Annotated in this window: 20 protein-coding genes; 11 read left to right on the forward strand and 9 right to left on the reverse strand. The window is 36.0% G+C overall.

The genetic code is table 11. The features are described from left to right. Positions 1 to 65 precede the first annotated feature (65 nt). The 3 genes from ISP71_04090 to neuC are packed head-to-tail and all read left to right on the forward strand — an operon-like array spanning position 66 to position 2905. The gene (locus ISP71_04090; GenBank protein MBL6663267.1) at positions 66 to 755 is read left to right on the forward strand and encodes an acylneuraminate cytidylyltransferase family protein; all 690 of its coding nucleotides are present in this window, start codon (positions 66 to 68) and stop codon (positions 753 to 755) included. After that, positions 748 to 1779, forward strand: a complete 1032-nt coding sequence (neuB, locus tag ISP71_04095; GenBank protein ID MBL6663268.1) for an N-acetylneuraminate synthase — start codon at positions 748 to 750, stop codon at positions 1777 to 1779. Before ISP71_04090 ends, neuB begins: the two co-directional genes overlap by 8 nt. Continuing rightward, positions 1769 to 2905 carry a UDP-N-acetylglucosamine 2-epimerase (hydrolyzing) gene (gene neuC / locus ISP71_04100; protein ID MBL6663269.1) on the forward strand — a complete coding sequence of 379 codons (1137 nt, stop codon included), beginning with the start codon at positions 1769 to 1771 and terminating at the stop codon, positions 2903 to 2905. The genes neuB and neuC overlap by 11 nt, the downstream gene beginning before the upstream one ends. Positions 2906 to 2916: 11 nt before the next feature. Here neuC and pheS read toward each other — a convergent pair whose 3' ends face one another. Next, on the reverse strand, positions 2917 to 3936 hold the full coding sequence (gene pheS, locus ISP71_04105) for a phenylalanine--tRNA ligase subunit alpha (protein MBL6663270.1): 1020 nt from the start codon (positions 3934 to 3936) through the stop codon (positions 2917 to 2919). Then, positions 3937 to 4587: a peptidylprolyl isomerase gene (locus ISP71_04110; protein ID MBL6663271.1), complete on the reverse strand. Its 651-nt coding sequence runs from the start codon at positions 4585 to 4587 to the stop codon at positions 3937 to 3939. Positions 4588 to 4639: 52 nt separating this feature from the next. Between ISP71_04110 and ISP71_04115 the strand changes: the two genes are divergently transcribed. After that, a complete protein-coding gene (locus ISP71_04115) occupies positions 4640 to 5008 on the forward strand; it encodes a hypothetical protein (GenBank protein ID MBL6663272.1) in 369 nt (122 codons plus the stop codon). On the opposite strand, the gene ISP71_04120 is transcribed toward ISP71_04115, so the two are convergent. Beyond that, the gene (locus tag ISP71_04120) at positions 5005 to 5331 is read right to left on the reverse strand and encodes a hypothetical protein (GenBank protein ID MBL6663273.1); all 327 of its coding nucleotides are present in this window, start codon (positions 5329 to 5331) and stop codon (positions 5005 to 5007) included. The two genes, ISP71_04115 and ISP71_04120, sit on opposite strands and share 4 nt — an antisense overlap. Before the next feature lie 28 nt (positions 5332 to 5359). Here ISP71_04120 and ISP71_04125 point away from each other — a divergent pair, with 28 nt between their 5' ends. Further along, positions 5360 to 5908, forward strand: coding sequence for a CvpA family protein (locus tag ISP71_04125; GenBank protein MBL6663274.1), 549 nt, complete (start codon positions 5360 to 5362; stop codon positions 5906 to 5908). Here ISP71_04125 and ISP71_04130 read toward each other — a convergent pair. After that, positions 5892 to 7082 carry a phosphoglycerate kinase gene (locus ISP71_04130; protein MBL6663275.1) on the reverse strand — a complete coding sequence of 397 codons (1191 nt, stop codon included), beginning with the start codon at positions 7080 to 7082 and terminating at the stop codon, positions 5892 to 5894. The two genes, ISP71_04125 and ISP71_04130, sit on opposite strands and share 17 nt — an antisense overlap. A gap of 88 nt (positions 7083 to 7170) precedes the next feature. Here ISP71_04130 and ISP71_04135 point away from each other — a divergent pair, with 88 nt between their 5' ends. Genes ISP71_04135 through ISP71_04160 form a run of 6 tightly spaced genes read left to right on the forward strand, consistent with a single transcriptional unit; the run spans position 7171 to position 13592 of the window. Continuing rightward, entirely contained in the window at positions 7171 to 8322 is a 1152-nt protein-coding gene (locus ISP71_04135) for a DNA polymerase III subunit delta' (protein MBL6663276.1), read from the forward strand. Positions 8323 to 8325: 3 nt separating this feature from the next. Beyond that, positions 8326 to 9486 carry a hypothetical protein gene (locus ISP71_04140; protein ID MBL6663277.1) on the forward strand — a complete coding sequence of 387 codons (1161 nt, stop codon included), beginning with the start codon at positions 8326 to 8328 and terminating at the stop codon, positions 9484 to 9486. Then, positions 9483 to 9965: a gliding motility lipoprotein GldH gene (locus ISP71_04145; GenBank protein MBL6663278.1), complete on the forward strand. Its 483-nt coding sequence runs from the start codon at positions 9483 to 9485 to the stop codon at positions 9963 to 9965. Before ISP71_04140 ends, ISP71_04145 begins: the two co-directional genes overlap by 4 nt. Further along, positions 9962 to 12223: a transglycosylase domain-containing protein gene (locus ISP71_04150; GenBank protein ID MBL6663279.1), complete on the forward strand. Its 2262-nt coding sequence runs from the start codon at positions 9962 to 9964 to the stop codon at positions 12221 to 12223. Before ISP71_04145 ends, ISP71_04150 begins: the two co-directional genes overlap by 4 nt. Positions 12224 to 12234: 11 nt before the next feature. Next, positions 12235 to 12936, forward strand: coding sequence for a CoA transferase subunit A (locus ISP71_04155; protein ID MBL6663280.1), 702 nt, complete (start codon positions 12235 to 12237; stop codon positions 12934 to 12936). Next, complete coding sequence (locus ISP71_04160; GenBank protein ID MBL6663281.1) at positions 12936 to 13592, forward strand: CoA transferase subunit B; 657 nt, start codon at positions 12936 to 12938, stop codon at positions 13590 to 13592. Before ISP71_04155 ends, ISP71_04160 begins: the two co-directional genes overlap by 1 nt. A gap of 473 nt (positions 13593 to 14065) precedes the next feature. Here the strand turns inward: ISP71_04160 and ISP71_04165 are convergent, their stop codons facing one another. Genes ISP71_04165 through ISP71_04185 form a run of 5 tightly spaced genes read right to left on the reverse strand, consistent with a single transcriptional unit; the run spans position 14066 to position 18785 of the window. Then, the gene (locus ISP71_04165) at positions 14066 to 15847 is read right to left on the reverse strand and encodes an ABC transporter ATP-binding protein (protein ID MBL6663282.1); all 1782 of its coding nucleotides are present in this window, start codon (positions 15845 to 15847) and stop codon (positions 14066 to 14068) included. Positions 15848 to 15889: 42 nt separating this feature from the next. Beyond that, positions 15890 to 16609, reverse strand: coding sequence for a 3'-5' exonuclease (locus tag ISP71_04170; GenBank protein ID MBL6663283.1), 720 nt, complete (start codon positions 16607 to 16609; stop codon positions 15890 to 15892). A 47-nt stretch (positions 16610 to 16656) separates the two neighbouring features. Then, positions 16657 to 17064: a hypothetical protein gene (locus ISP71_04175; protein MBL6663284.1), complete on the reverse strand. Its 408-nt coding sequence runs from the start codon at positions 17062 to 17064 to the stop codon at positions 16657 to 16659. 29 nt (positions 17065 to 17093) lie between these two features. Next, positions 17094 to 17792 carry a lipoyl(octanoyl) transferase LipB gene (gene lipB / locus ISP71_04180; GenBank protein MBL6663285.1) on the reverse strand — a complete coding sequence of 233 codons (699 nt, stop codon included), beginning with the start codon at positions 17790 to 17792 and terminating at the stop codon, positions 17094 to 17096. 3 nt (positions 17793 to 17795) lie between these two features. Further along, positions 17796 to 18785 carry a bifunctional phosphoglucose/phosphomannose isomerase gene (locus ISP71_04185; GenBank protein MBL6663286.1) on the reverse strand — a complete coding sequence of 330 codons (990 nt, stop codon included), beginning with the start codon at positions 18783 to 18785 and terminating at the stop codon, positions 17796 to 17798. Positions 18786 to 18831 lie beyond the last annotated feature (46 nt).

Raw genomic sequence — 18831 nt, forward strand, 5'->3', positions numbered from 1 at the left:
ATTTCTTACGCTTTCTAGAGCCAAAATTTCATGCCAAATAAATAATTATATTTTTTATAAAAAATATGATAGCTTTGTATATAATGAGTTCTTCTAGTAAAATATTAGTCATTATACCAGCTCGTGCAGGCTCAAAACGTATTAAAGGCAAAAATACTAAGCCTTTTAATGGTTTTCCGCTCATTGTGCATAGCATTAAATATGCTCAAAGCTACATTGGTGGTGATATTATCATTTCTACTGACGACAAACAAATTGGGTCAATCGCTGAACAATACAATATTCCTATACTATGGCGCAACGAAAGTTTGGCTCAAGACCAAACGCCAACTACAGATGTTGTTAAAGATGTAGTGTCAAGAGTGGAAAAATTATATGACTTTGTTGTATTACTACAACCTACCAATCCATTGCGACCAAAAAAAATGTTTAAAGAAGCTCTCGATTTACTACAAGAAAAGAAAAGCGATAGTCTTTTAACGGTAAGTTTAAGTAAGCATAAACTTGGTAAAATCAAACATTCTGCCTTTAAACACTACACCTATGAATTTGGTCAAAGATCACAAGATTTAGAGCCATTATACTATGAAAATGGATTGTTGTATATATGTTCATTTGAACTAGCTAAAAATGGTAAGCTGATGAGTGAAAACCCAACAGCCATGCTCATAGAACATCCTTATGGTAGTGTAGATATTGATACGGAACTGGATTGGAAATGGGCAGAATTAATTTCAAAAGAATACAATGATTGAAATAGCAGGAAGAAAAATTGGAGCTGAATACCCTCCGGTAGTGATTGCTGAAATTGGCATTAATCACGAAGGTAGTTTGAAGGTAGCTAAAGAAATGGTAGATGCAGCCTTCAGAGCAGGTGTTGAAATCGTAAAACACCAAACACATATCGTAGAAGACGAAATGAGTGGAGCTGCAAAAAAAGTAATCCCTGGAAATGCCGATGTCTCTATTTATGAGATTATGGAGCGTTGCTCCTTGAGTGAACAAGAAGAATTTGAACTCAAAGAATATGTTGAATCTAAAGGCATGATATTTATTAGCACCCCATTTTCTAGAGCCGCCGCCGATAGATTACGCCAATGGGACGTCCCAGCCTATAAAATTGGTTCTGGAGAATGTAACAACTATCCATTATTAGAACATATAGCCTCTTTTGGCAAACCCATTATTTTGAGTACTGGCATGAATACCATTGAGAGTATTGCCAAAGCTGTTTCTATCTTTGAAAAGCACCAAGTTCAATATGCTTTATTACATACCACCAACTTATATCCTACTCCCAACCGCTTAGTAAGACTTGGTGCTATGCAAGAAATGGCCAATCACTTTTCAGGTACAACCTTTGGCTTATCGGACCACACCCTTACTAATCACGCCTGTTTGGCAGCCGTAGCTTTAGGGGCATCTATTTTAGAAAGACATTTTACCGATCATATGGGCAGAAAGGGACCCGACATAGTGTGTTCTATGGACGAAGAAAACTGCAAAGCACTTATTGAAGGTAGTCATATTATATGGGAGCAAAGCGGCGGAACAAAAGGACCTGCCAAAGAAGAACAGGTTACCATAGACTTTGCTTTTGCAACAGTATGCTCTATTCAAGCTATAAAAAAGGGAGAGGTGCTAAGTATGGAAAATATTTGGGTAAAACGCCCCGGAACAGGAACAATACTGGCAGAGCATTTTAATTCTATATTAGGAAGAAAAGCCACAAGAGATATTGAAAATGATGAACAATTAAACTGGGAAGATTTTGAATAAAACTATTGTATTTCTTTCAGGTACTCGTGCTGACTTTGGCAAACTAAAGTCGCTAATTAAAATCAGCTCTGAAGCTAAAGAATTTAATGTTCATATTTTTGCTACGGGTATGCATCTACAAGAAGAATATGGGTATACCGTCAATGAAATCGTAAAGTCTGGCTTTCAAAATATCCACACTTTTGCTAATCATACAGAGGAGTCAACTATGGACTTGACTTTGGCTAAAACCATTGAAGGCTTATCTAATTTTGTGAAAGAAGTACAAGCCGATTTATTAATTGTTCATGGCGATAGAGTCGAGGCTCTTGCTGGTGCTATAGTCGGTTCGCTAAATAACATCTTAGTAGGGCATATTGAAGGAGGTGAAGTTTCTGGCACTATTGACGAATTGATTAGACACTCCATTAGTAAATTAAGCCATATTCATTTCGTTGCTAATGATGAGGCTAAAAACAGATTGTTGCAAATGGGTGAATTAGAAAATCAAATTTATGTTATTGGTTCTCCTGATGTTGATATCATGTTTTCTGAAAACCTGCCTACAATTAAAGAAACATTAGGCTATTATGATATCCCTTATGAAAACTATAACATATTGATGTATCACCCAGTAACAACTGACACAAATAATGGCGACCACGCCAAAAGCTTAGTACAAGCGGTTTTAGAAGATAATGGTAACTATATTGTAATAAAGCCTAATAACGATATGGGGAGTAAGCAAGTCAATCAGGCTTTATCAGAATTAGAGAATAACTCTAGGTTTACTATTTTTCCTTCTTTACGTTTTGAATATTTTTTAGTGCTATTAAAACACTGTAATTTCATTATTGGTAATAGTAGCGCAGGTGTTAGAGAGGCTCCTTATTATGGGGTGAACAGTATTGATATTGGCAACAGACAACTCAATAGAGCAAAGTCTGAAAGTATCATACACACTAGCCACAACAAAAACGATATAATTTTAGCTATACAAAAAGCTAAGGAAAAAGAAAGTAATGACCAAAAACTTCCGTTTGGCAAAGGACAAAGTGACCGATTGTTTATTGATTTACTTAAATCAAAAAGCCTATGGGCAATTCCTTGCCAAAAACAATTTAAGGATAGAGAAATAAAAGATTGATACTCTTTTTACTAAAACGTAGATTTGAATTGTTCTAGAAAACGAACATCATTTTCAAAAAATAAACGCAAGTCTTTGACTTGGTATTTGAGCATAGCTATACGCTCTATCCCCATGCCAAAAGCAAAGCCTGTATATACATTAGGGTCAATACCGCAATTCTTAATAACGTTGGGGTCAACCATACCACAACCTAATATTTCTAGGTAACCCGTGTATTTACATACATTACATCCCTTGCCAGAGCATATGTTACAAGAAACATCTACCTCAGCACTAGGTTCTGTAAAGGGAAAATAAGACGGTCGTAAACGAATCTCTGTCTTGTCCCCAAACATCTCTTTAGCAAAATAAAGTAACGTTTGTTTAAGGTCGGCAAAAGAAACGTCTTTATCAATATATAAACCCTCTACTTGATGAAATATACAATGTGCCCTAGCGGATATCGCTTCGTTTCTATATACTCTACCTGGAGATAATGTTCTAATGGGAGGTTGGTTATTTTCCATAAACCTAACTTGAACAGAGGAGGTATGAGTTCTCAATAAAATATCTGGGTTTTGCTGAATAAAAAAGGTGTCCTGCATATCTCTAGCAGGATGTTCGTCAGGCAAGTTAAGAGCAGTAAAATTGTGCCAATCGTCTTCTATTTCAGGTCCTTCAGAAAGGGTAAACCCTATGCGCTTAAAAATCTCAACAATTTCATTTCTCACCAATGATAAGGGGTGTCTACTGCCTAGTTGGTCTTCAGTCACTGGTCTAGATAAATCTAAACCTGAAGATTGTTGAGTACTTTCAGAAAAACGAGTCTTTCCTTCATCTAATTTATCCTGAATAGCTTGTTTAAGCTGATTTAAAGCTTGTCCAAAATCTTTTTTTTGGTCGTTTGGCACTTCTTTAAAAGCTGCAAACAAATCATTCATCTTACCTTTTTTACCAAGATATTGGATGCGAAACTGTTCTAACTCTTCTAGATTTTTAGGGGAATATGATGAAACCTCTTCTAGTAAAACCTTTACTTTATCTAACATCTATTTGATTATGCTTATATTCATAATTACTTTATCCTTAGGCAAGTTGTTTTTGTCTCTAGTGACATTGGATATTTTTGAGATAATCTCTAATCCTTCCACTAACTCACCAAATACGGTATAGTTAGCATCTAAATGCGGCGTGCCTCCAACGGTTGTATAGGCTTTTTTCTGAGCAGGACTAAATTCTATCCGCATCCTTTGGGCAAATAGGTCAATGGTATTATTATCATATACTTGGCCTTCAACGATATAAAACTGTGAACCCGAAGACTCTTTTTTAGGATTAACAGCATCGCCCATTCGTGCCGCTGCAAGTGCTCCTTTTTTATGAAAAAATTGGGGGTTAAACTCTGCTGGCAAAGTGTATCCTGGTCCGCCATTTCCTATTGTTGTGTTTGGAGTGTCGTCTTTAGAAACAGGGTCGCCACCTTGAATCATAAATCCAGGGATAACTCTATGGAAAAGTGTCCCGTCATAAAAACCTTCTTTGACCAACTTTATAAAATTATCTCTATGAATGGGAGTTTCATCATAAAGCTCTGCAACCATGTCGCCATATTTGGTTGATATTTTCACTTTTACTCGCTCTTGTGAGTGCGCTAAAAGACTAAATGTTAGAGCAAATACAGCTATTAAAATTGGTTTCATATTATTACTATCTTTGTTTGAATAAGCAAATTAACAAATAATCATTTACAAAATGAAGATAAGTAGACTGCTGATTGTTATTATTACACTATTTTCTATGTCATCGTGCTACGAAGAACCCTTGACTAAAGGTATTATTACCGTTTATGATTCGGAAGGAAATACCGTAAGTGGTGCAATCGTAAAACTATACCAAGAAGACATAGTTGGTGTAACTCAAACGAATGTTGTTAGCACTTTAGTATCTGACTTCAATGGACAAACAGAACATGTTCTTGAACTTGAAGCCTTAATGAATGTTGAAGCCTACACATTATCTGAGTCTGCGTCAGCTGACACCCTTCTGTATGGCACTACTGTTATACGTTTAATGCGAGGAAAAACAATTTATAAAAACATAGAAATACTACCACTGAACTAGTTAAAGTATTCTATAATAGCCTCTTTTATCATTTCGTCTTGCTGTTTAGCATTCATACTTGGCAGCTTATCTGTGGCTTTCCAATGAGGCCAGCCTTCTTCATCGTGTCCTGCGAATTCATAAATCCCCCACTGACTTAGCAAAGCGCAAACTGCGACATGTATAACGTCTAACTTTTGATTTTTAGTTAGCTTTTGATAGCCTTGACCCAATTCTTGTAAGCCAATAAGAAATAATATGGCCTGTAAATCTAAGCCCTCACCAAATCGATGACTTAATTTTACCACTAAATCTTTCCAATTTTTATCTAAGCTATTTTCCATCGCACAAAAATACTACTTTTGAAGTCTTATGAATTATTTAGATATCATTTTAGCTGTTCCCTTATTATGGGGTTTGTACAAAGGAATTAGTAAGGGCATTGTTAAAGAATTAGCTACTTTAATAGCTTTAATAGCTGGTATTTATGGTGCTGTTCATTTTGCAGATAATATTCACCCTTATTTAAAAGAACAGTTTGCTATAGAATCTTCTTTCCTGCCAATAGTCTCTTTTGCTATCACTTTTATTGTTATTGTTCTGGCTGTAAAACTTGTAGGATTTATTATTGATAAAATTGTAAAAGCAGTTGCTTTAGGAATAATTAGTCGCTTATTAGGGGGTGTCTTCGGTGTATTGAAAACCGCATTTATACTTAGTGCCTTGCTACTCATTATCAATACCTTTGACTACTACCTAAAGCTGATTCCTGTAGAGCAAAAGAAACAATCTGTATTGTATAAGCCCATTTCCAATATGATTCCCTCTATTATGCCCAACGTGAAAGACGGCGACTCCTTAATTAAAGAAGCGGATAAGATATGGAAAGATACGGAAGAAAAAATTAATCTTGAGTTATAGCTGCAATTCCCGGTAATGCTTTGCCCTCTAAATATTCAAGCATAGCTCCTCCGCCAGTAGAAACATAACTCACCTTGTCAGACAAATTATATTTGTTAATAGCTGCAACAGAATCTCCTCCTCCTACTAATGTAAAGGCTCCTTTTTGTGTGGCACTAACTAATGCATCGGCAATAGCTTTTGTCCCTTGAGAAAAGTTTTCCATCTCAAAAACACCCATTGGGCCATTCCATAGAACTGTGGCAGATTGCTCTATTACTTCAGTAAATTGTTGAGCCGTCTGATGACCTATATCTAAGCCCATAAAACCCTCTGGAACATTACCAACTAAAGAATATTCTTTATTAGCGTCATTATCAAATTTATCCGCATTCATAGAGTCCGTAGGAATGCAAAGTCTAACGCCTTTTGATTTAGCGGTCTCAATAATTTCAAGAGCTAAATCTAATTTATCTTCTTCAACCAATGAATTACCTACTTCTCCTCCCATAGCCTTGACAAAAGTATAAGTCATTCCTCCACCTATAATCAAGTTGTCGACTTCTTCAAGCATTCTTAGTATAATCGTAATTTTAGATGAAACTTTTGCTCCACCCATTATGGCTGTAAACGGTTTTTTTGCTCCACCAACGACCTTATCAATGTTTTCTATTTCATTGGCCATAACATAGCCAAAGCATTTGTTTTGCTTAAAAAATTGAGCAATAATTGCTGTTGATGCATGGGCTCTATGAGCCGTTCCAAAAGCATCATTTACATAAACATCACCCAACTCTGAAAGTTGTTTAGCGAAGTCTATATCACCAGCTGTTTCTTCATTATGAAAACGTAAATTTTCAATTAACAATACCTCTCCACTTTTTAGAGATTTACTGGCTTTTGTTGCCTTGTCACCAACACATTGGTCAATGAATTTAACCTCTTGTGACAATAGGTTGCTTAAGTGTTCTACTAAATGTCGCATCGACAAACTATCGTCTTGACCTTTTGGTCTGCCTCTGTGAGACATTAAAACAACAGAACCTCCCGAAGAAATAATTTTGTTTATAGTGGGTAAAGTTGCTCTCATTCTGGTGTCATCAGTGATGTTTAAATCTGAATCCATCGGCACATTGTAGTCTACCCTAATAAGAAAACGTTGGTTTTGAAAAGGAAAAGAATCTAGGTGTTTCATTTGTGAAAATTTAGGCAAATGTATATTTTCTTTAAGTAATCTAAAAAAGATTTATTCATTACCTTTGAGGAGTTAGAAAGACACAACTATGCTTTTTAGAGATATTCCTTCCAACACTAGAGCAAAACAGCAATTACTTAAAGCTATCCAAAACGATAGATTAAGTCATGCCCATTTGTTTTTAGGTAATGATGGTTCTTCCAGCTTAGCAATGGCGTGGGCTTTTGCTCAATATTTGATGTGTGCTCAGCCAACAGAAGAAGATTCTTGCGGTCAATGCCCTTCCTGTCTTAAAAGTGCTAAACTAAGCCACCCAGACTTACACTGGGTATTTCCTGTTGTTACAGGTCGTGGAACTCATCCTACAAGCGATATGTTTCTTTCTGATTGGAGAGAATTTTTAGAAAAAAATTCATTCCCTTCTGAAGAAGATTGGTATTCACACCTCGGCACAACCAATAAACAAGGCTTTATAAGTGTAAATGAAGCCAATGAGTTAAGTAAAAAAACAATCCTAAAACCTTATGAAGGTTCGTATAGAGTAGTCATTATTTGGCATAGTGAAAAAATGCACGGACCAACAGCAAATAAACTGTTAAAGTTACTCGAAGAACCACCACAAAAAACTATCTTCATACTACTAACAAGTCAATCTGAAAATTTACTAGCCACTATAGTTTCTAGGTTACAAAGCATTAAAATAGAGCCAACAGATGAGTTTAGTCTTTCGACCTTTCTTCAAGATAAATATAACATTGATAAAGACCGAGCAGATGAAACAGCAAAACTTTCTGAAGGAAACATCGGTAAGTCCATTCATTTTTTAGTTGGCAATAATTTATTAGAGCAAAATACCCAAGAATTTCAAAATTGGATGAGAATGTGCTATCAAGCTAAGGTGGTTGATTTGGCTAATTGGGTAGATGTTGCTAATTCTTGGGGCAGAGAACAACAAAAGGGCTTTTTACAATATGCTCTACATATGGTTAGAGAAAGTTTGATTCAAAATTTTGGACACCATAACATCAAAAAAGTAAGACAAGAAGAAGCCATTTTTACCGAAAAGTTTGCCCCCTTTATTCATCAAAATAATGCTATAGAAATTATTGAGGAATTGGAGCTCGCATATCAACACATTGCTAGAAATGGAAGTGCAAAAATCATTTTTATGGATTTGACACTAAAGATGATTGTACTTCTTCACGTTAAAAGTATAAATTTGCAAACAACTACAAACTAAACTATGGGTTGCTCAGGATGTTCTTCAGGAGGTTGTGGTAGTGAATTACCAAGAGGCTGTAAAAATAACGGCAATTGTGGTAGTGGTGGCTGTAATAAATTATCGGTATTCGATTGGTTGTCTAATATACAAGAACCAACTAATGAAAATAGCTTTAATGGTGTTGAAGTTCGCTTTAAGGGAAGTCGTAAAGAGTTTTATAATAACTCAAAAGAAATTCCTTTACAAGTTGGTGATGTAGTAGCCGTACAATCCAATTCAGGACACGATATTGGAGTGGTTTCTATTGTAGGTGTCTTGGCTAAATTACAGATGAAGAAAAAAATTAAAGCCTCAAATCTTGATGACTTAAACATCATTTACAGAAAAGCGAAAGACACAGACATACAAAAGTGGAAGGAAGCAGTAGCCTTAGAAAACGAAACAATGTACGGTGCTAGAAAATCAGCCGAATTGTTAGGTCTCGAAATGAAAATCAGTGATGTAGAATATCAAGGAGATAAGAGTAAAGCTACCTTTTATTACACAGCTAACGGAAGAGTAGATTTTAGAGAATTAATTAAATCGCTATCGTCTCAATTTAAGATTAGAATAGAAATGAGACAGATTGGCGCAAGACAAGAAGCCGCACGATTGGGTGGTATTGGAGCGTGTGGAAGAGAACTGTGTTGTTCTTCTTGGTTAACAGATTTTAGAAGTGTAAGCACCTCAGCAGCACGATACCAACAGCTATCTATAAACCCTCAAAAATTAGCTGGTCAGTGTGGTAAACTAAAGTGCTGTTTGAATTACGAATTGGATAGCTACATGGAGGGAATTAAAGAGTTTCCTTCTAATAATATTAAGCTAAAAACTAAATTAGGCGATTGCTCGTTTGTTAAAATGGATATTTTTCAACGAAAAATGTGGTATTCCTACCCCGGTTCAGCTAATGAATCCATAGTAGAATTGCCTTTAGACTATGTCAACGAAGTTATTGAACAAAATACCAAAGGTGTTTTCCCTGAAAAATTAGAACAATTTTTTAATGAAGTTGACGAGCCTAAAAATGATTACGAAAATGTAGTGGGGCAAGATAGTATTAACCGCTTTGATAATCGAATTAAGAAAAAAAAGAAAGGTAATAAGAAACGCTTGTACAAAAGAAAAAAGAAAAAAATATGATGAAATATTGCTTTATAGCACTTATACTATTTTCGTTGTTGTCATGCGATTCAAACAGGTTATATGAGAAAAATATTTCTATCGAAAATACAGTTTGGGATTTATCAAACAAACCTTCTTTTGAATATAACAATACCGATTCCATTTCTAAAGTAAATTTAAAAGTGAATGTCAGACATTCTAGTTCATATCCTTTTTCTAATCTATGGCTATTTGTTAACACTATTGACCCTGCAGGAACATTGAAAACAGATACGTTGGAGTGTATTCTAGCTCAAAAAGACGGCAAATGGCTAGGGACTGGATTAGGTGATATTTGGGACATTCAATGCCACTTCAAAAGCTATCGTTTACTTAAACAAGGAAAATATATTTTTGAAATTGAACAAGCTATGAGGCATGGCGATTTAGCTAAAATTGAGCAATTGCCCGGAATAATGGAAATCGGTTTAAGAATAGAAAAACAAGACCATAAATGATGAAAAAAACATCGCAAAGGCAAAAAGTATTTTCGGTTTGGCTATTTATACTTAGCCCTATAATAATTCTATTAGTAACCTTGTATCTAACCTCGGTTGGTTTGTTTGGTGATTTGCCAAGCTTTGAACAATTGGAAAACCCCAAAAGTAATTTAGCTACAGAAATTATTTCTTCTGACGGAGTGGTATTAGGAAAATACTTTTTTGAAAATAGAAGTAACGTGAAATATCATGAGTTGTCTCCTATGTTAGTGAACGCTCTATTATCCGCTGAAGATATTCGATTTAGATCCCACTCTGGCATTGATGTCAGAGCTTTGTTAAGAGCGATAAAAGGCGTTGTAACAGGCTCTAACTCAGGGGGAGCTAGTACTATAACACAACAACTAGCAAAAATGCTCTTTACTGAAAAACCTGCGTCTGGATTAGAAAGAGTAATGCAGAAATTTAAGGAATGGATCATAGCTGTTAGATTAGAAAGACAGTACACCAAAGAAGAAATTCTAACCATGTACCTCAATAAATTTGATTTCATAAATAATGCTGTAGGAATAAAATCAGCCTCTCAAATTTATTTCAATACTACTCCAGATGCACTAACAGTGGAGGAGTCTGCCATGCTTGTTGGCATGTTAAAAAACCCCTCTCTATACAACCCCAACAGAAGGCTAGAACTAACTCAAGAACGAAGAAATGTTGTGCTCTCACAGATGAAGAAGTATGACTTTATTACCGCTTCAGAATATGATTCTATTTCTACAAACCCAATTGTTTTAGACTTCAAAAAAGCTAGTCATAACGTAGGTTTAGCACCTTACCTTAGAGAACACCTTAGAGGAGAACTTAAAGAATGGTGCGAAAACAACCAAAAGGCTGATGGATCAAATTATAATTTATATACCGATGGTTTAAAAATATATACCACCATAAACTCCAAAATGCAGCAATATGCTGAAGAGGCGGTTCATTCACATATAGCGTCACTTCAAGATGACTTTTTCAAACATTGGAAAGGCTACACAAACGCACCATTTCCCAAAGACTTTGATAAAGACCAAATTAATGCCATACTTGAGCAAGGTATGAAACGCTCGGATCGTTATAAAAAATTAAAAAGTAGAAATGCCTCTAAGAAAGAGATAAATTCAGCTTTTAGAACCAAAATACCTATGCGGGTTTTTACTTGGAAAGGTGAAAGGGATACAATAATGACACCCTTAGACTCCGTGCGTTATTACAAGTATTTTATTCATTCTGGCATGATGAGTATGGACCCCAACACTGGATATGTAAAGGCTTATGTAGGAGGCATCAATTACAAATATTTTAAATATGATCATGTTAAGGTTGGAAAACGACAAGTAGGATCTACTTTTAAGCCATTCTTATATGCTTTAGCAATGCAAGAGGGGTACTCCCCCTGCTACGAGATACCCAATGTGCCTGTAGTTTTTGAAAAAAACCAATGGGGCTTGCCTGATAAAGATTGGGTGCCTAGAAATTCAGATGATAAATACGAAGGTATGTTAATGAGTTTACGTTTTGGATTGGCTAACTCAATAAATACCATTACCGCATATATTATGAAACAGTTTGGTCCTCATTCTGTTTTAGATTTAGCTAAAAAAATGGGGATTACAAGTAAGCTTGACCCAGTTCCTTCAATATGCTTGGGAACATTTGATTTATCAGTATACGAAATGGTAGGGGCTTATTCTACTTTTGTAAATAAAGGAATTTGGACAGAGCCACTTATTGTAAGTCGAATAGAAGACAAAAACGGCATCTTACTACAAGAATTTAATCCAAAAACCAACGAGGCTATGAGTGAAAAAACAGCCGATTTGATGGTTAGAATGTTGCAAGGCGTGGTAGACGGAGTGTATAACCGTCATGCTGATGTAACTATGGGAACAGGTGTCAGGTTAAGAAGAAAATATGAATTTGAAAATGAGATTGGTGGTAAAACAGGAACAACTCAAAATAACTCTGATGGTTGGTTTATGGGAATTACTCCGAATTTAGTAACTGGTGTTTGGTCTGGTAACGAAGATAGAAGTGTGCATTTCAGAAGCACCTTTTACGGTCAAGGAGCTAATATGGCTTTGCCGGTTTGGGCCGAATATATGCAAAGGGTTTATGCCGATAGTTTGACACTTGGGATATATCCAGAGTCTTTTGAAATACCTCCATCCATAGATGTCCTTTTAGATTGTGGCTCTAAGAATGAAAGCATTGAAAAATACGAAGAATTTTAACTCATTTAGATATGATAAATAAAGAAGTAAAAAGCATTGAAGATGCTATTAAAGGGGTAGATAACAACATGACCTTTATGCTCGGAGGGTTTGGCTTATGTGGTATTCCAGAAAATGCAATTAAAGCCTTATCAGAGTCTGGCATCACTGGTTTAACATGTATTTCTAATAATGCCGGAGTCGATAATTTTGGATTAGGGTTACTACTCCAAAAAAAGCAAATCAAAAAAATGATATCTTCTTATGTGGGGGAAAATGCTGAATTTGAAAGACAAATGCTAAGTGGAGAATTAGAGGTCGATTTGATTCCTCAAGGTTCATTGGCAGAACGTTGTAGAGCTGGAGGAGCGGGTATTCCTGCTTTTTTCACGCCTGCAGGATACGGCACAGAAGTGGCTGAAGGTAAAGAGGTTCGAGAATTTAACGGTCAGCCTCATATATTAGAATCAGCACTTGAGGCCGATTTTGCATTCGTAAAAGCTTGGAAAGGAGATACCGCAGGTAATCTTATTTATAAAGGCACCGCTAGAAATTTTAACCCTATGATGGCTATGGCAGGTAAAATAACCGTAGCGGAAGTGGAACATTTAGTTCCAGCTGGTGAACTTGACCCTGCTAGTATTCACACTCCTGGAATTTTTGTACAACGCATCTTTCAAGGTAAAGATTACGAGAAAAGAATAGAACAACGAACCGTAAGAACTAAAGAATAATGGCACTAGACAAAATTGGTATTGCAAAACGTATTGCTCAAGAGCTAAAAGACGGTTATTATGTAAACTTAGGAATAGGTATTCCTACTCTTGTAGCCAACTACATTCCTGAGGGAATAAATGTTGAATTTCAATCTGAAAACGGAGTCTTAGGTATGGGTCCATTTCCTTTTGAAGGAGAAGAAGATGCTGACCTTATAAATGCTGGCAAACAGACTATTACCACTTTAGATGGTGCCGTATTTTTTGATTCTGCTACGAGTTTTTCAATGATTAGAGGAAAACACGTTCAACTAACTGTTTTAGGGGCAATGGAAGTATCCGAACAAGGTGATATAGCTAATTGGAAAATACCTGGCAAAATGGTTAAAGGTATGGGAGGGGCAATGGATTTGGTAGCCTCTGCTGACAACATTATTGTTGCTATGATGCACACCAACAAGAATGGAGAAAGTAAACTTCTAAAACAATGTAGTCTGCCTTTAACAGGCGTAGCTTGCGTGAAAAAGATTGTTACCAACTTAGCTGTACTTGAAGTGGTAGCTAGTGGTTTTAAATTATTAGAAAGAGCTCCAGGCGTAACAGTAGAAGACATCCAAAATGCTACTGAAGGAAAATTAATTGTTGAAGGTGATATTCCAGAGATGGTACTATAAAAAAAGATGCCGAGGCGTTAACCTCGGCATCCCACTTAACCTTAACAAGTTCATTTATGAAGCGTAAGTCTTTCATGTTCTTAAGCTATGACAAATTTAAGACGAAAAATCTCCTTAAAAAAGTGTTTTTCGACGAGTCATAAAACTATCTGATAAACAAGCTAATTCTGCTGATGAACTTATTCTCATTTCAATTTATAACGTCATAAATTGAATTCTGTTGTTTAAAATTGAACAAAAAAAAGATGCCGAGGCGTTAACCTCGACATCCCACTTAACCTTAACAAGTTCATTTATGAAGCGTAAGCTTTCATGCTTAAGTACAACAAATGTAAGACGAAAAATCTCCTTAAAAAAGCGTTTTTCGACGAGTCATAAAACTATCTGATAAAAGAGCGTTTTTAACAGATAAACAAAACAAAAATGCTTAAAAATTGGTTTGAAAGAAAAATTCAAGCGAAAGATAATATAGCTTAAGCCTTATTAGTCTTCTTTATGTTTTCTTTTCTTCCTTCTGGAATAGCAGAAATTAATCGCTGAGTGTATGGTGTTTTAGCCTCTAAGTAAATTTGGTCGGCATCACCCATTTCCTCAATTTTACCATTTTGCATAACTACCATTCTATCACTCATGTATTTTACAACAGAAAGGTCGTGAGAAATGAAGATGTAGGTTAAACCAAATTCCTTCTTTAAATCGTTGAGTAAGTTTAAAACTTGAGCTTGAACAGATACATCTAGGGCAGATACTGACTCGTCACAAATAATGAATTTAGGGTTGACTGCCAATGCTCTTGCTATTCCAATACGTTGACGTTGACCACCAGAAAATTCATGGGGATAACGGTTGAAGTGTTCGGCTCCCAAACTTACTTTTTCTAATAGCTCTTCAACTCTCTTTTTACGTTCTTCATCATTGGCTAAAATTCCATGTACCTGCATAGGTTCCATAATAGCATTTCCTATAGTCATACGGGGGTTTAATGAAGAATATGGGTCTTGAAAGATAATTTGAACTTCCTTTCTAAACTCTCTGAGTTCTTGTTCGTTGAAAGCGGCTATATCTTTACCCTTATATAACATCTGACCCGAAGTAGGCTCGTTTAGTCTTAAAATGGTTCTTCCTGTAGTCGTTTTACCACAACCTGACTCTCCAACTAAGCCTAAGGTTTCTCCGGGATAAACATCAAAGCTAACATCATCTACTGCTTTCACATAATCCGTGATTCCCCCAAAAAAGCCATTTCTTATTGGGAAATAGGTTTTAAGGTTTTTAATTTGAAGTAGTGGCTCTTGAGCAAATAATGCTTTTTGTTGTTTATCTCTTTCTGCTTTTGAGACTACTAAATCTTTAGTAAAGTCCTCAACAGAAATGTCATTGGCTATATTCTCCCCTTTTTCATTGGTTTGCATAAAGTCGCCAACTGTCGGTAAAAATGTGTAACGCTTATCTAGTGGAGGGCGACAAGCTAATAGTCCTTTGGTGTAGGGGTGTTGTGGGTTGTTAAAAATATCCCAAACACTGCCTTGTTCTACGATATTTCCTTTGTACATCACCACTACTTTGTCGGCTAACTCAGCAATAACACCTAAATCGTGAGTAATGAATAAAATTCCCATATCGTGTTCTTTTTGCAGCTTTTGCATCAGCTCCAAAATGGTTTTTTGAACGGTAACATCTAAGGCTGTTGTCGGCTCATCAGCAACCAATACGGAAGGCTGACAAGACATGGCCATAGCAATCATTACCCTTTGCTTTTGACCTCCTGAAATCTGATGTGGATAGGTGTTAAAAATTCTTTCAGGGTCTGGCAATTGAACTTCTTCAAATAATTTAATGGTTAAATTTTTAGCCTCAGATTTACTGATGTTTTGGTGAAGCATAATAGCTTCCATCACTTGATCGCCACAGGTAAACACAGGATTTAAAGAGGTCATAGGTTCTTGAAATATCATAGCTATTTCATTACCTCTATATTTGCGCATTTCTTTTTCAGAAATTTGTAAAAAATCAACCGTTTCTCCGTCTTTTTTATGGAATAGGATTTCGCCACCAGCAATTTTACCTGGAGGTGAAGGGACTAAACGCATGGCAGACAATGAAGTCACCGACTTTCCAGAGCCTGATTCACCAACAATACCAATAGTCTCGCCTTTATTGAGTGTAAAGCTTATATTATTTACAGCGGTTACTACTTTTCCTTCTGTATGGAACTCAGTAACAAGGTTTTTAAATTCTAATAAGGTATTGTTCATGATAGGTATATTTATGGCCTCAATTTAGGAGTTATCGTTTAATTATGCAACTTCTATTTGTTCTTCTGTAAGTATGGGTTTACCCATGTATTTCAATAATATTTGTGCTACAGTTAGTGTGTCTTTCTGACAATATACTCGAATGCGTTCCAAATCTTGTTCTTGCCAATAGATTTTGGCTACTTGACTACCGTCAATATCATCTTTGGGTGTTGGTATGTCAAATAATGCCGCCAACAATTTGATAGAGGTGTAGTGTTTGTAATCTCCAAACTTCCATAGCTCCATGGTGTCTAGGTGACGAACTTCCCACGGTTTTTTACCTGCTATTTCTAGTATCTTAGGTAGGGTTACTCCGTTGACAATCATTCGCCTACATAAAAAGGGGTAATCGAACTCCTTGCCATTGTGAGCGCAGAGGTAATGGCTTTTAGTAGCAAACTTATCATCTAAAAGTGTTTTAAGCTCATTTAATAATAACTGCTCGTCATCGCCATAAAAGGACTTAATCCTAAAAAAAGAGGTGTTGTTTTTCTCATAAATGTAACCTACAGAAACACAAATTACTTTGGCAAATTCTGCCATTACACCTGCTTTTAGTCCATAAAATTCGTCTGGAGTTTGGCCTTCTGAACGTTGCCAACGTGTTTTTTCTGCCCATAACAATTGAAACTCCTCTGAAAGCTCAGAAAATGTGGGAGCTACAGGGACTGTTTCTACATCTAGGAATAGTATTTTATGAATGGAAATGTTTTCGAGCATAACAAGCTCAAAGATAAGAATATCCCATCAGAATTATAGGGCAAAACTCAATAAGAAACTATTAGAGGAAACATCTGAAAACAAAAGATAAGATAGGCGTATTGCAATAACAATTTATAAGCCTTGACCTTTTTATCATCTTTTGTACTTATTCTCAAAGCTATTATTACAATTAAAATCAATAAAGCTACAGCTATACCGATTTCAAAAAGAAGCTTGAGGTAAGGTGGGTTCAAATAATATACCGATAAATGAAGAACATAAATAGAAATCAAAAACAGACATATAAATTGGTGAACTGAAATAAGATTAGGCATTAGCCTATTTCTTTGAACTATGGCAAGACATAAACTCAAAGATAAAGTCGGTAAAACAACAAAGCTGTACCAATTCATTTCCACACCTAAAAAGGTAAATACTGAAAGTGAGATTAAAAATGTAAGAAGTGGTTTCATTAGAAATGGCTTTAAAATTCAAAAGCAAGTTATTCATTCACAAACTGAAAGTCAAACAGCTTTTTGAGATGATCTTTTAGCTTGTGCTGGACTTCTTGCATATCCACTTCCTTGCCCAATTCCTTTTGCATAGAAGTCACCGATTTATCGACTATACCACAAGGAATAATATTGCCAAAATAGGACAAATCACAATTGACGTTAAAAGCAAAACCGTGCATCGTTACCCATCGGCTAGAACGGACTCCTAAGGCACATATTTTTCGGGCATTTTCATTGCCTACATCTAACCAAACGCCCGTTTCACCGTCTGAACGTGTGCTCTCAATTCCGTAGTCAGCAAGAGTTAAGATAACCGCTTCTTCAAGGTAACGTAGATACTTATGGATATCTGTAAAAAAATTGTCTAAATCTAAAATGGGGTAACCGACTATCTGTCCCGGTCCGTGATAAGTGATGTCCCCTCCTCTATTGATTTTATAAAAGGTCGCTCCTCTAGACTTAAGGTAATCTTCATTGACTAAGAGGTTATTTTCGTCGCCACTTTTACCTAAAGTATATACGTGAGGGTGTTCACAAAATAAGAGGTAGGATAAGGTAGGGTCTTTTCTGTTTTCCTTTCTGTTGTTTTTCTTAACATCAAGGATTTCATTAAATCGTTTTTCTTGATAGTCCCAAGCTTCTTTATAATCGATGAGCCCTAAATCTTGAAAAACAACTTTAGGCATACATTATAGCTTAGCTAAAGAACTCTTTAGGAAGTTAATTACATCTATTTCTATAGCATCTACTTCATTCATTTCTGATAAGTACCACGATACCCAATCGCCCAAATGAATGTGGTAAAGACTGTTTTCGATACGAGAATCACCTTTGCTCCAAACCTCGGAAATATTATCCGTGAATTTAGAAATGACTTCTTTATTGATGTCTATTCTCACCTGATTTCTATCGTAATCACATTTGTTTCTAAAGTAAACCACACCTAAATTATCTGTGTTTATTCTCCAACCTAATAATTCGTTGTGATTCATTTCAGGGATAACGTGGTGCCAACATAACATTTTACTGTTTTCGTTGATTTGTTGGCGGAAACGCACACCAACACCTTCAAATCCTGCCGCCGTATAAATTACAGGGGTAGTGCCATATAGTTTTGAGGCTAACGCTTTAGCTTCTGATTTAATGGCCTCCTCTTGGCTATCTAATAGGGCTATCCCTTTTTCAAATTCAGACATAAAAGAATTGTCTATCAATCCATAATGATTGAGCAAGAAGAACAACTGAGTAAAAGAATACCCAAACATAGCTCTTGGTGGCTGACCACCAGGTATTGTTATGCAGTTAAATCCTTTTTCTTTGGCTAACTTTTCTAATGCCCCTCCAGATGTTACACAAGCTATCTGGGCTCTTCTCTTTTGACAAGCTTCCAAAGCATACAGCGTTTCTTCGGTGTTACCTGAGTATGAAGAGGCTATTACAAGGGTGTTTTCATCTACAAAATTGGGTATGCTATAATCTTTTGTTGCTGCTATCGGCACATTGATATGTTCAGATACTAAATCGTTGACTATTGTTCCTCCAATTCCAGACCCCCCTAAACCACAAATAAGAACGTTATGAATATCAGCGTGAGGTTCGCTAAGTAAAGTAGTCTGACCTATTTCTAATGCTTCTGTTAGGTGCTTAGTAAAGTCGCTGATATAATCGTTCATTTTCATAATAAAGATGTGTTTTGTATAAGGTTATTTTTAATGGGTGTAAAAC

Source organism: Flavobacteriales bacterium, assembly GCA_016779995.1.
Classification (GTDB): Bacteria; Bacteroidota; Bacteroidia; order Flavobacteriales; family UBA7312; genus UBA8444.